This window comes from Bowmanella sp. JS7-9, from assembly GCF_004329715.1.
Taxonomy (GTDB): domain Bacteria; phylum Pseudomonadota; class Gammaproteobacteria; order Enterobacterales; family Alteromonadaceae; genus Pseudobowmanella; species Pseudobowmanella zhangzhouensis.
In genome coordinates this window covers 217,084-231,123 of sequence record NZ_JXSY01000005.1, presented here as the reverse complement: position 1 = coordinate 231,123, position 14,040 = coordinate 217,084, and the positions used below count along the sequence as shown (strand labels likewise).

The window sequence follows — 14,040 nt, the reverse complement described above, 5'->3', positions numbered from 1 at the left end:
ATGTTGTTATTTGCCAAGCATGCTAACAGGCGCTGACGTGTCAGCGTAGCCAAATTAGTCGGAAATTTTCTGTTAGTGGACGAAACGAGGAAAACCCGCGTCAGGCGACGCGGGTAGGGCAATAATGTTGAATAAATGTCTGATGACTAGGGAGTTGCGCAACCAGGCGTTGCACATTGGATTGAATGTGTTTCAAAAATTCATCCAATTCTTGTTCACTCATCATGTCGACGATCGGGTGATATTGCTCAGGTAACAGCCCTTGTCCCAGCATCACCTGCACCCAGGAATTTTCGCCAAACAGTTCATTCGGCACTTTGAAGACCCGGCCGGTACGCTTAAACAGGTCGATACGATGTTGCAGAGACGCAGGGATATCCATATTACGACAGTGATTCCAAAATGGGCTGTCACTGCGATTAGTGACGTGATAGTGCAATACGATGAAGTCCCGAATGTTATTCACTTCGTGTTCGGTCTGTTGATTGAACTCATCAATGTCGCTTTGCTCGATCTGGTTGTAAGGCAGCATTTGCAGCAGTCTTACAATGCTGCGCTGGATTAAATGAATACTGGTGGACTCGAGGGGCTCAATAAACCCAGAGGATAATCCGATTGCCACACAGTTCTTATGCCAGTGTTTGCGACGTTGCCCGGTTTTAAATTTAATCAGGCGGGGTTCTGTCAAACAGTCGCCTGTGACACTTGCCAGTAAGCGCGCTTTGGCCTCATCGTCGGATACGTATTTACTGCAGTAAACCACGCCGTTACCAACCCGGTTTTGCAGGGGTATTTTCCACTGCCAGCCCCATTCATGAGCAATAGAACGAGTATAAGGAATTGGCTCTTCTACGGATGTGGTCTGCACCGCCAATGCTGAGTCGCAGGGCAAAATATGCGTCCAGTCGTCATACCCTACATGCAAAGCCTGTTCAATCAGCAGTGCACGAAAGCCGGTGCAATCGATAAAAAGGTCACCTTCAATTATCTGACCCGATTGCAGTTGTAAGGCAGTAATATTGCCGCTGTCCTGACACTTGTGCACTTTGTCGATTTTGCCTTCAACCCGCTTAACACCGTGCATTTCTGCAATTTTGCGCAAAAAGCCTGCGTAGCGAGTCGCATCCAGATGATAGGCATAATTGATGCTGTGATTATTCAATAACGCGAATTTGTTCTGCTGCGCGGCAATCAATTCTGGGCAATAATCGCCGTATTCTGCAGCAATGCCTAATTGCTGGCCTTTCATCCAGAAGTGTTGAAATCCGGCTGCCCAGCAATCCTTGCCTGTTGTGCCAAATGAGTGAATATAGTCCTCGTCAACATTGCGCCAATTTTCAAAAGAGATCCCTAATTTAAATGTGGCATTGGTCGCGGCCATAAATTCCTGCTCATTAATATTCAGCAGTTTATGCAAGGTCAATAGCGGTGGAATGGTTGCTTCGCCAACGCCTACGGTACCAATTTCGTCCGACTCGACCAGGGTAATATCTAAGGTTTTGCCCAGTAATTTTCCGAATGACGCGGCGGCCATCCAGCCTGCGGTACCCCCGCCGGCAATTATGATTCGTTTTATGGTGTGCATGGTCATAGTGGCATCACTCTAGCGATTAAATTTATTTAACAGATCGGCACGTAAGCGTCGTGCGGTTGTTTCATCTATCTCACCCACTGCGCCTCTGTTGTGCTCAGGGATATGGGCAAAGGTATCGTCCGCGCGGTTAAACACAAAATGCTCAAACATCGCCTGCCATGCTAGCCGTTGATGTGCTGGCAACTGCCCAACGGAAAGCAAACAATGGCGTAAGGCATCAAATGGATTGCCTAAGAAATGTGGCGTACTGCGCCACCAAAAATTCACTAAGCCGTTTACCGGCGCAAGGCTTTCCACCTGATGCCACCACATGCTGGGAATATACAGCGCATCGCCGGGTTCAAGTTCAACGGTGATGGCGTGTTCCAGGGCGGTTTTATATCGTGGAAAACGCGTGAAATCTGGATTTCTGGCATCGACCAGGCTGATCGGTTGACCTGCAGGGGTGAACTCCAGCGGCCCAATATAAAGATTGCTGACCTGCTCTGGTGGAAACAGGGTAAACCGTCGACGGCCGGCAATCACAATTGCCAGATTATCCGGGAAGTCGAAGTGCGCAGCCACATGGCTTTGGTTACCAACCCACAAACTTACCAGCGGATGCAATGATGCCAAAGGCAGCGGATTAGCCTGACTAAATGCCGGAAACCAACGGCTGAGCATGGTAGAGCCCATATACAGCGTGTCATTGGCTTCCTTTGGATTCAGAAGTTGCGCAGTGAATTCGGCAAACGAGGCATGCTCGGGACTAAAATTGAACCCCGTCATATCATCGTTATAAAAGATCCGGCCATCCGCGCTGGCATCAGCGCGGTACAAGGTAATCGGTAGACCGGCGTCGTAACTACACAGGGTCGCAATAAAATCGGCATCTGACTCACGAGCCTGTTGAATCACAGGCCAGTCATTGGCCAAATTACGCCATACAACAGGACGATCACCTGCCACGTCAGCCGGCGTTAAAGACGCCAGCGTTGTACCTGTAATCTCTCTGATGGCGGACTTTTGTGTCATGCCTGAGCCTGACGATTTTTCATTGCAAGCAGATTAGAAAATTGCGCCTGCGACGCCAACATCATATAAATTGGCTCTAAATGGCCGGCCGCACTCAACTCGCCCAGTGCCGCCCCATCGAGGCCATTTAGTTTATCTTCGTTAATGGTATAAAACCCGAGCAACTGATGTTTTTGGCCGTTATTCAGCGAGACATCTAATGAGAAAGACTCAATTAATTCATGCTTGAGTAAGGCTTCGATAAAGGCTTTGTTCATGCTGATGCCATGATGCAAGGTGTCGAGCAAGTTAATCACTTTTTCCAGCAACGGAGCATGACCACCTAATTCCAGAAATAATGGCTCACCCTCATCCTTGCTGATCCGTGGGTGATCCACGTTGATGTGCACAGTTTGTTGACCATTATTCTGACCAATTAAAAATGGGCCTCGCTGTTGATACAAAGGCACGTAGCCCGCTGCCCATTGATCTCCATGTAAAAACAGATTTTCTCTGTCGCTGAATCCAAATAGCGCAACGGGGTAAAACTCTCCCGTTTGTGGGTTTTTATGAAACACCAACGGATAAACGCTTTGTGCATGACGAAATTCAGGTAACACAACCAGTGACAGCATGACCGCATCACCGTAGGCTGCGCCTGGATGCGTGATCACTTTCAGATCTTTATGGTCGACATTATTCAAAGCTTGGATTGTGGCGTTGTTCATAAGCATCCTAAATTTTTTGAAGTCCATAAGCGGCGATTTTTTCAATCAGCTCGCGATGAGAAGGTAGTTGTCGGGCCAGGTTAGCGGATTGCTGTCGCACCTGACTAAATTCCTGCATGGCTCGCTCGGCGTAACGCGCAATCGAGGCTTTAGGTGGCAGATGGGATTGGCCTCCCATGCCGTAATAAATATATTGGTAGCTTGCGGCCGGAAACATTTCTTCCGCCATTGGAAAGTCATAACGGCTAGGGCACTGGGTTTGCCACAATGCTAGTAATGCCTGTAAAGATTCTGGCTGACTACTCGCCGCGCGATTGTCTCGCCAGTAATCGCTGTCGTCCCGTGACGATAGTACATAGTGCAGTTTTAAAAATTCAATAATGCGTTGCCAGCGATACGTAAACGTCTGATTGTAACGTTGGCTGACGGTTTTCATACTGTGGCTATCAAACGGCAGTTGCTCAGCGATAAAGCTGGCCGCCAATTCGATTAATACCAGTGCTGACGCTTCTAATGGTTCGATAAATCCGGCTGACAATCCCACAGCGACACAGTTATGGTGCCAGAACACCTCGCGGTAACCAGGAACAATCGGAATTTCTCTCACCCGGCTGTCGGCAGGCAAGCCGCCCAAATAGCGGTCAAGGGTCTGCATGGCTTCGTCTGAACTCGAATGTGCAGAGGAATATACGTAGCCCACACCACGCCGGGTTTGCAGGCCAATATCCCAAATCCAGCCCGCGGTTTGTGCCGTTGATAAGGTCGCGCTGGCGATGGGCGTATCGTCAGCAGCGTAGGGCACCTGTACTGCCAATGCGTTATCATTGAAAAGTACATGATCTTGCTTGTGCAGTTTAATGCCGTAATGTTTTTCGATCAGTAACGCGGCAAAACCGCTGCAGTCGATAAATAATTCGCCGCAGACGGCACCATTTTTTTCGGTCATCACCTGTTGAATGACGTCGTCTTTATCACCAACAACATCCGTTACGTTATCAACAATATGACGCACGCCAAGTTGTGTTACGCAGTGTTGTTTGAGCAATGAGACAAACTTGCCGGCATCGAGGTGATAGCCGTAGTTCTGCACAAAGGCGTATTGTGGCGTACTGATGTTTTTGGGGCCACGTCCAGCTTCGATCATTGCCGGTTGCGTGCTCATTGCGAACGCAAAAGGTACTTGCTCAGCAAACGGCAGCCAATGGGGTGCCAGATCAAACTGATTGCTGGCCTGCGGCGCAGTAAACGGGTGGTGATAACGGTCTTGCGGCGAGTTATTGCGCCATTGACGGAATAATGAGCCTTGTTTAAACGTGGCGTTACAGTGTTGGATCAGAGCATTTTCGCTGAGGCCAATTCGTTCCAGCGTTGCACGCATGGATGGCCAGGTGCCTTCGCCAACGCCTATGGTAGGCACATCGGACGATTCAATCAGCGTAATGTTGATATCAGGGGTGTGTTTGAATTCTGACGCAAGCACACCAGCCGTCAACCAACCAGCAGATCCACCACCGACAATGACAATTTGGCTTTGCATACTACGCATAACTCAAACTCAGAAAAAGAAGTAGCCACATACGTGGCTACTTTGTACCACACTTGGCGAGATTAGAAAGTGTATCTCGCGCCAATGTTGAAGCGACGGCCTGTTTGCGTCAGGTTGTTGAGCTGCAATGAATTACGCTCATGACTGCGAACATACTCGTCGGTCAGGTTAATACCTTCGATAAAGAACGACAGATTCTCTGAATACTCATAGCTGGCGTTCATATCCCACTGTGCGTAATCTCCAACGGCGATCGGGTTTTGCAAGCCTAACGCGTTCACGGTTGACGCCAGGAAGGTATCACGCGTGTTGTACGCTAAACGAACCTGAATACCGTCTTTATCATAGAAACCGATCAGGTTAGCCGAGTCGCTTAATCCCAACACAGCGAATTGCTCGCCACGGCTGGTATTATCGTATGCCGCATCGCTGTCAACCACTGTCATGTTGGCAATTACGCCGAAGCCAGTGTCACCGAAGATGTGCTGAACGGCTAATTCCCATCCATCGATCACGTAGTCGTCGGAGTTAACCGGAACAGTAATGTCGAAAGTGGCAACCGCATCATCACCGGCTACGCCGAGGATAAAGCCATTGGCATCTACCGTCTCAGGATAGTTATCGATGATGTATTGACGGATTTCAGTGTTACCTACCGCACCATTTGCAACAGCCTCAGCATAACGTGAGCCTTGCGCTGGGTGAGGCAGACTGAACGTCTGTTCTTCAACTGTGGTGTAACCAATCCAGTTAGAAGTATCTTTACGGAAGTAACCAGCAGACAGGTAGCTACCTTCGGCGTAATACCACTCAAATGATACGTCAAAGTTATTTGACTCAAGTGGTTTCAGACCCGGGTTACCACGTGCACCGGTACCGCCATCAATACGAACCAGCGAGTTGATAGTTTGGCCACCCTGAATCGCAGAGTAAGACGGACGAGCAATTGTCTTGCTGTATGAAGCACGGAGTTTCATATCGTCAGTCAGATCAATGCTGAAATCGATGCTTGGCAGCAAGTTGCTATAGTCGCCTTTGAGCTCAGTAAACTCTTGATCACCTGTTGCAACCAGATTGAACTCATTGTCACCTGCCCAGGCAATATTGCTGTAGGTAGGTACTAAAGCACGAGAAACTACGTCTGTTTGCTCATAACGCAGACCTGCTGACAGGTTCCACATCATGTCGCCAGCTTCACCTTCCATGTTGACCTGTACATAGGCAGACGTGGAGTCTTCTGTAGTACGACGGTCTGTTGTCATGTTAGATGAGGCACAGAATGAAGTGCCACAATCACCTACTGAGCCTAATGCACCGTAAGTAGAGTCGGCAATGGCGCGTAACTGATCGAAATCCCATCTGAAGAATTCTTCGAGCATTCCCGGAGCATTCGCTCCAGCGACATCAAATTTGTCGCTGATGGTATCCAGTGTGAAGGCATCCAGCGGAATGTCGCCCGCGTCACCTAAACCACCCCAGTTGTCCTGTTGCACGTTAGAGAATGCAGAGCGGTTTTTCACTTCTACATTACCTACGCCGAAGTCGATACTGGTTACGATCCCTTCGTCAAATGCATAGTTACCTTTCAATTGGTACTGAGAGACGTCACTGCGCATCTGGCTGTTACGGAATGAGCTACCAGTAATACGCATATCAGCAGCCTGAATACCGTTGAAACCATCCGGATAGGTGATTTCCAGTACAGGCAGCGGCGTATCAAAGTAGGCAGTGGTTACCGCACGTACCCAGGTCGCAGTACCCATGGTGTTGTTGCTGCCATATGGGCTGTCCGGGCTGGAAGTGGCAGATGAATCATGCACGTCCAGTTCCAGTTTCAGGTTGTCGTTAACCTTATAAGCTGCATTAAAGCCTAATGATTTGTTTTCGTTAACGGTAGAGTAGTTACCTGCACCCATTGCCAAATCGCCAGGGGCGCCAAAGGCTTCAGAGTAAACTAATGGAGCGACAACCGGACCATCAGAGAATACACCAGTCGATGGACCGAAGTTGAACCAGGCAGACACGTCATTGTAACGGTCATTTACTTCGTTTTTGGCGTAGGTGTAATCCAGGGTAGTACGCAGCGCATCATTTGGTTGATATTGCAGCGTCAACTGACCATTGGTACGTACACGTTTAACTTCGTGGAATGCATAGCCCAGGCTTTGTGGTACAGAATATACATCCGTTGTAGCCGGGTAATTCTGATACGCATTTTCGCCATCCGGGATTAAACCACCCCAGTCAGCATTGCCGCCACCCCAGTCGTAACCATTGATGTTACCCGGGAAAGTACGCCATCCACCTACGTTAGCCTGTGCGTTGCCGCTTTGGCGCTCCTGGTAAGAGCCTGATAACGCCACACCGAATGTGTCGTCAGCAAAGGTGTTGCTGTATAAACCAGAGAATTCCGGGGTGATGCTATCGCCTTCGTCAGAAGACTGGTCAATAACACCCTTAACACCAAAGGTAGCTTTCATACCCGGATCGTTTAATGGCTTGGTCGTAACGATATTAACCGTTGCACCCATACCACCGGTAGATACGTCAGAGCGACCGGTTTTGAATACTTCAACGCCGGCAATGCCTTCTGAAGCGATGTTGGCAAAATCATATGAACGCGATGAAGACGCGTTGGTCGCTTCCAGTGAAGAAGCTGGCATATGGCGGCCGTTCAGTGTAACCAGGTTGTAGTCTGGGCCCAAACCGCGAACGGTAATCCGGCTACCTTCACCATTTGAACGGTCGATAGATACACCGGTGATACGTTGCAGTGACTCAGCCAGGTTAGTATCTGGGAACTTACCCATGTCTTCTGCAGTGATGGCATCCACGATCCCTTGAGATTCGCGTTTTATGTCCATCGCTTTGATCAAACTGCCTTTAATACCTTTTACGGAGATCACCTCAATGGCTGTATCTTTTTTCTCCGCATTCTCTTGCTCTTGCGCAAAAGCCTGAGCACTCAGCATGCTGGTAGCGCCGAGAATCAGCGACATACTTGTTGCAAGTGGTTTGCGTTTAAACATAAATGTTTTCATCAGTGTGTTCTCCCCGAACGGCCGCCTGAAATTGTTATGATTTATGTGGTGAAAGCGCTTACATTTGTTTGACAAAACAAACGCTCGAAATGAAAGCGCTTACACCAATCTATGAGATCTCATCAAGAACATCAACTATTAATTACAATTGTTACATTTATTTAACTTAAATTTGTCTGGATTAATTACCTGTAATCTACATGTTCACTTGTGCGATGAGGATTGGTGCAATCCACGTGTTGGTTAATTCAGAAGCGAAAAAATTTATTCTTACGACGAAAGAGTTGTTAACACTTTGTACCTTTTATGAACAATTTGTTGTTGTTTTGGTGGTGAAACGCTAGCTTTGTGTAAGCGCTTACATTATGATGAGGTTCAACTGTAAGCGCTTACAGAAAAATTGTGCATGCTGGCTATACTGGTTTGCGCAGACGATTTAACGTATCGGGGCTGAAAGAATGAAACACGCAGCAACTCAACTTTCCCGTATTTTTGCCACACTTTCGACGGCAACTTTACTGGGCTGTGGCGGGGGAGCCACAACAAATACTAACCTGGAGATTGTTAATCCCGCTGAGCCGGTATCAGACTGGCAATTAGTGTGGAGTGACGAGTTTGATGGGACTAGCATTGATGCCAAGAAATGGACACATGAAGTCAATTGCGCTGGTGGCGGTAATAACGAATCCCAGTGCTATACCGACAGCGCGGATAATTCATTTATCGCCAACGGTACGTTAAACATCGTTGCGTTACCTGCCGAGGAAGGCGCGGAAAAACCGTACACCTCTGCGCGTTTGCAAACACGCTATAAAGCCGATTTTCAATATGGCCGTATCGAAATGCGCGCCAAATTGCCCTCAGGACAGGGCAGTTGGCCGGCGTTTTGGATGATGCCTACCGACGAATTGTACGGTGGTTGGCCGAAGTCGGGTGAAATCGACATCATGGAAGCGGTAAACCTTAAAGCCTATGCAGCAGATTTAGATGCGCCTGAAACCCGCATATACGGCACGCTGCACTATGGCTCTGGTCCAGATGCACAGGGTCATAAAATTACCGGAAAGGCTTACACACCGGCTACCAACCCAGCTGATGATTTCCATACCTATGCAATCGAATGGCAGGAAGGGGAAATCCGTTGGTATATGGATGGCTACCTTTATGCGACTCAGCGTCAATCTGAAGTGCGTTACAACAGCAAAGGTGAAGCAAGCGGATTGGCACACCGTGGCTGGTTTGCAGAATATTTTGACCAGGCTTCAGGTGAATTAACCACACATTGGGACAGCGCGCCGTTTGATCAGGATTTCTACCTGATCCTGAATTTGGCAGTTGGCGGGGACTGGCCAATTAATGTCAACGAAACTGGTATTGACGCGGACGCATTTGCGCAAGGTCAGTCGTTTGAAATCGATTATGTTCGTGTATACGAATGTTCAGTCGATCCGATGACGGGTAAAGGCTGTGAAACGATTCGTCCGGGCTATGCAAGTTATGATGATGCATTGCTGGAAGGCGCTGCGCCTATCCCGTCTCCGCCTTCAGTCGGTGGCGCTACCAATCTGACCATCTTTGACGGTGCGGTGAATCCAAGCTGGCCTGCATGGGATTGTTGCGGTGGTTCTACGCCTGCACTGGTAACTGATGCCGAGCAGGGTGAAGTGGTTGAGTTTTCCATTGGCGGTGCACCTACCGTAATGGGCTTTATTAGCCGCTCTGCCTTTATCACCGACCCGGAAGCTCAGCCTGCGCCATTTGATGGCTCTGGTATGTTGGAAAAGGGCAGTATCAAATTTGATATGAAGGTGGTGAGTGCTCCGAATGATCCATCATCAGTGTGGAAGTTCAAAGTAGAAAGTTCTGAAGGCGCAACCGCAGTTGAATTGGATTTATCTGCTGGCTACGTCGGCCCATCCGCCAAGGGTGCAGTCATGCCGGAAACAGGCGTGTGGGAACATTATGAGTTCTCATTACAAATGTTAGCCGATGCAGGTTTAGATGTGTCAGCCATTGACGTCATCATGATTTTCCCTGCCTGGGGAACGGGTGATGGTGCGGTCTACCGTGTGGCCAATGTTGCAATCTCGCAGGAATCACCGTCGCTGGTTCTGTTTGAAGATGGCATGAACCCAGACTGGCCAATGTGGGATTGTTGTGGTGGTTCAACGCCGGTTGAAGCGCAGGATGACGAAGCACATGGCTTGACGGCAGAATTCAGCATCGGTGCAAACCCAACGGTTATGGGTTTCATTACCCGTCCGGACAACGGTGGTGGCAACAAGCCATTTGATGCAACCAGCATCATTGAAAACGGTGTAATCCAGTTTGAAATGCGCGCAGTAAGCTTGCCGAATAATGCCGCCGCGCCGTGGTTCTTTAAAGTGGAATCAGACAACGCAGCAAGCGCAGTTGAACTGCCGTTAACGGCCAGCGTTGAAGGGCATTCTCCAGTGGCTGGTGAATGGCAAACTTACACATTCAAACTGACAGACCTGATAGCTGCGGGCCTGGATGTGACTGCCATTGACGTCATCATGGTATTCCCGGGCTGGGGTCAAGGTGAAGGTGCGGTGTACCGTATTGATAACGCCAAAATCTATGAAACGGCACCCAGCTTTACGCTGTTCGACGAGGCTGCGCGTGACGGGTGGGTAATTTGGGACTGCTGTGGTGGCTCAACACCTGCAATCGTTGCCGCCGATGAAGCACATGGTAACGTCGCGGAATTTGCTATCGGTGCTGCGCCAACTGTAATGGGCATTATTACCCGTTCAGCGGTTGGCGGTGGTGATGCGCCGATTGATGCAACCGCTCTGCTTGACGGTGGTGTGGTGCGTTTCGACATGAAAGTAGTTAGCGCGCCAAACAATGCAAGTGCTCCGTGGCTGCTGAAGATTGAATCAGATGGCGGTGCAACCGCGGTTGAAGTAAATCTGAATACCAGTGCAGAAGGCGCCGATCCTGTTACAGGTGAATGGCAGACGTACACCTTCTCTCTGTCTGCTCTGGCGGCAGCTGGTCTGGATGTAACGGCGATCGACGTCATCATGGTGTTCCCTGCTTGGGGCACCGGCGAAGGCGCTGTGTATCAAATCGATAACATGGCAATCGCGCCGTTCTAATTCGGCTGTGTAAACAGGTGCGGGGGCCTGGCCCTCGCAAACGTAAACAGATTTGAGAGATAAGTAGGCAGTCATGAACACTAAAATTTTTACTAAAACCCGACTGGCCGCATCACTGGCGGTATTAATGGGTACTCTGCCGGCAAGTGCACAAGAAGCACCGGCAGAAACTGCACAGGGCCAAGAGGCCGAAGTAATTGAAGTACGCGGTATTCGCGGAAGTTTAATTCGCTCACAAGATTTAAAACGTGAATCCTCTGGTATCGTCGATGCGATTTCAGCGGAAGAATTGGGTAAATTCCCAGACACCAACCTGGCGGAATCATTGCAACGCATTACGGGTGTAACCATTAGCCGTGCAAACGGCGAAGGTAGCCAGATCACGGTGCGAGGTTTTGGTCCGGAATTCAATCTGGTCACACTAAATGGCCGTCAGATGCCAGGCACAGGTTTTACCCGTTCGTATAACCTGGAAAACCTGTCGTCTGAAGGTGTTTCTACGCTGGAGTTACAAAAAACTGCCCGCGCTGAGAACCCCAGCGGTGGGTTAGGTGCGACGGTGAACATTATCACTTCGCGCCCTCTGCAAAAGCCTGGTCAACAATACTCTTTCTCTGCGAAAGGTATTTTTGACACATCTAATGAAGCAGGGGAGGATGTGACGCCTGAGTTCGCCGGTGTATACAGCAACACCTTTAATGATGACAAGATGGGCGTGAGTGTATCGTTCTCACATCAGGAGCGTTCTTTCCGTCGCGAAGAAGCAAACATTCAGGGCTGGGTACTGCAGGAAAATGATGATCTGCCAGATTTAGACCCATCCATGGTGATCGATAACCGCAGTAAAATTACCAATGCGGCATTCTTCCCTAAAGACATGAACTACAGCATCAACGACGTTGAGCGCGAGCGTACCAATGCGCAGGTGACGTTCCAGTATCGTCCGGTTGACAATGTGACCGCTACGCTGGATTACACGACATCGGATTCAACGACCGGAACCAATACGTTTGGCTGGGGGATCTGGAATAACTTCGGTGCCAACATTAACTCTTACGAGTTAGATGAAAATGGTACCGCATTGTACGCCGATATCAGTGGTGATGACGGCAGTTTTACTGCAAGCCGCGGCACCACCGACGTCAAAGCACGCTCAGTCGGTTTGAATCTGGTTTGGGAAGTAAACGACGATTGGAAAGTGTCGTTGGATTATCATGACTCCAGCAATGAAATCGACAATGGCAAGGACAAAGGGTTAGGTAGTGCCGGTCAGGTTATTCTCGGTTCTAACCAGTTAGAGTCAAAAGTATACGATTTCCGCAGCGGTGATATTCCGAGCTTCTTTGTTAACTGGAATAACGGTACTAATGAATTAATGGCGAGTGAGATTGATTCGAACTTTAGCCAGTTTATTCGTTCTCCTGGCCGTGCTGAGATTCAACAGCTACAAATCGACTCTACCTGGTATAACAACAGCTTTGATATACCGTTAATTCGTGTTGATTTTGGTGTGGCGCGCACTGAACAAACCCTTAGTGGTTATAACGCGTGGAGTGGTCTGCGTGGTGGTCCTGGGTTCAGCCCGTCATTCACAGAAATTTTCCCAGACAGCATGTTTGTCCGTCATGATACCGATGGATTGCTGGATGCGTTTGATGGCGAAATCAATCCTGGCTATTACTACACGTTCAGCTTTGACGAAGCGGTTGCGCGTCAGCTGTACTATTTGACAGCCGATGTGATGGGCGGTAACGAATATTCTATCGACCCTTTCTACAGTGGTGCACCTTCGCAAAGTTTGGTGGAAGAAACGACCGATTCATTCTATGTGCAATCGGAGTGGGAATTCTCGCTTAAAGACCGCCTAGTGCAAGTTAACGCGGGTCTGCGCTATGAAGAAACCACTGTTCCAAGCTCTGCGGAAGTACGTGTACCGGTTCAAGTTAAGTGGGTAGCTGCGTCTGAGTGGATTACAGAATTCCAGCCGGATCTGGTATTGCAAGACTTTACCGGTAAGTATGACATCCTGCTGCCTATGTTCGACGTTAAAGTGGATTTGACCGATGACGTGGTTGCACGTTTCTCTTGGGGTAAATCCATTACTCGCGCACCAATTGGTTTGCTGCAGGGGGGCCGTTCATTCAGCGGCAGTCCTAAGCTAGGTTCACGCACCGTATCGGAAGGCAATACGTCACTGTTGCCTTATGAGTCAACCAACCTGGATTTGAGCTTCGAGTGGTATTACGACGAAGCGAGCTACGCAGCGATTGGTTTGTTCCGTAAGTCGGTGAAAAACTATATCGATACGCAAGCGGCAGAAGAAACCTTCGATGGCCTTTACGATATCTACAAAGGTCCGCGTTGGAACGAAGCTGCTGCGGCTATCGAAGCTGATGGCGGTCAGGCAACGGATACGGCGATTTATGATTACCTCATCGCAAATGGGTATGGTAACGCCAGCAATGAAATTCTGCCGACTTCTGGCGATCCATTGATTACCTGGCTGGTTAGTAAACCACGCAACCTGAATGACAGTAAGACAGTAGAAGGTGTGGAATTAGCAGTACAACATTCTTTCGGTGATACCGGGTTTGGTGTAGGTGTGAACGCCACACTGGTTAGCGGTGATGTGGAATATGATCCTTATGATTTAAACCCACAGAACCCGCTGGTTGGTATCAGTGATTCTGCCAACTTCCAGACGTTTTATGAGAAGGATGGTCTGTCAGTTAAGGTAACGTACGCATGGCGTTCCGATTACGTTGTAGGTATGGGTCAGTCACAAGGCTCTGCGGATAATCCAGCAACGCAATTTGATACCTTTGGCCAGTGGGACATGAGCGTCAACTATGACGTTGATGAAAACCTGACGGTATTCTTCGAAGGCGTGAACATCAATAACGAAACCGAGCGTGGCTATGGTCGTTTTGAAGAGCAATTCTTGTTTGCTCGTCAGTATGGTCCGCGTTACGTGCTGGGTGCGCGTTACACCTTTCACTAAGTAATTCGTTGA

General features: G+C 49.0%; 7 protein-coding genes. 2 read left to right on the top strand and 5 right to left on the bottom strand.

The features are described from left to right. Positions 1-100: 100 nt before the first annotated feature. The 5 genes from TK45_RS03575 to TK45_RS03555 all read right to left on the bottom strand — a co-directional run bounded on the left by TK45_RS03575 (position 101) and on the right by TK45_RS03555 (position 7,902). Complete coding sequence (locus TK45_RS03575; RefSeq protein ID WP_131257255.1) at positions 101-1,591, bottom strand: tryptophan halogenase family protein; 1,491 nt, start codon at positions 1,589-1,591, stop codon at positions 101-103. Positions 1,592-1,603: 12 nt separating this feature from the next. Beyond that, positions 1,604-2,608 carry a cupin-like domain-containing protein gene (locus TK45_RS03570; RefSeq protein WP_131257254.1) on the bottom strand — a complete coding sequence of 335 codons (1,005 nt, stop codon included), beginning with the start codon at positions 2,606-2,608 and terminating at the stop codon, positions 1,604-1,606. Continuing rightward, a complete protein-coding gene (locus TK45_RS03565) occupies positions 2,605-3,315 on the bottom strand; it encodes a SapC family protein (RefSeq protein WP_131257253.1) in 711 nt (236 codons plus the stop codon). Before TK45_RS03565 ends, TK45_RS03570 begins: the two co-directional genes overlap by 4 nt. A gap of 7 nt (positions 3,316-3,322) precedes the next feature. Then, a complete protein-coding gene (locus tag TK45_RS03560) occupies positions 3,323-4,861 on the bottom strand; it encodes a tryptophan halogenase family protein (protein ID WP_131257252.1) in 1,539 nt (512 codons plus the stop codon). A gap of 62 nt (positions 4,862-4,923) precedes the next feature. Then, the gene (locus TK45_RS03555) at positions 4,924-7,902 is read right to left on the bottom strand and encodes a TonB-dependent receptor (protein WP_131257251.1); all 2,979 of its coding nucleotides are present in this window, start codon (positions 7,900-7,902) and stop codon (positions 4,924-4,926) included. Between the two features lie 458 nt (positions 7,903-8,360). On the opposite strand from TK45_RS03555, the gene TK45_RS03550 reads away from it, so the two are divergent. Further along, positions 8,361-11,027: a glycoside hydrolase family 16 protein gene (locus TK45_RS03550; protein WP_131257250.1), complete on the top strand. Its 2,667-nt coding sequence runs from the start codon at positions 8,361-8,363 to the stop codon at positions 11,025-11,027. A gap of 73 nt (positions 11,028-11,100) precedes the next feature. Next, positions 11,101-14,028 carry a TonB-dependent receptor gene (locus TK45_RS03545; RefSeq protein WP_131257249.1) on the top strand — a complete coding sequence of 976 codons (2,928 nt, stop codon included), beginning with the start codon at positions 11,101-11,103 and terminating at the stop codon, positions 14,026-14,028. Positions 14,029-14,040 lie beyond the last annotated feature (12 nt).

Bases quoted from the DNA above. Each gene is read 5' to 3' on its own strand.
- TK45_RS03550 (WP_131257250.1), top strand. From the start codon at position 8,361: ATGAAACACGCAGCAACTCAACTTTCCCGTATTTTTGCCACACTTTCG.
- TK45_RS03565 (WP_131257253.1), bottom strand. From the start codon at position 3,315: ATGAACAACGCCACAATCCAAGCTTTGAATAATGTCGACCATAAAGAT.
- TK45_RS03555 (WP_131257251.1), bottom strand. From the start codon at position 7,902: ATGAAAACATTTATGTTTAAACGCAAACCACTTGCAACAAGTATGTCG.
- TK45_RS03570 (WP_131257254.1), bottom strand. From the start codon at position 2,608: ATGACACAAAAGTCCGCCATCAGAGAGATTACAGGTACAACGCTGGCG.
- TK45_RS03575 (WP_131257255.1), bottom strand. From the start codon at position 1,591: ATGACCATGCACACCATAAAACGAATCATAATTGCCGGCGGGGGTACC.
- TK45_RS03560 (WP_131257252.1), bottom strand. From the start codon at position 4,861: ATGCGTAGTATGCAAAGCCAAATTGTCATTGTCGGTGGTGGATCTGCT.
- TK45_RS03545 (WP_131257249.1), top strand. From the start codon at position 11,101: ATGAACACTAAAATTTTTACTAAAACCCGACTGGCCGCATCACTGGCG.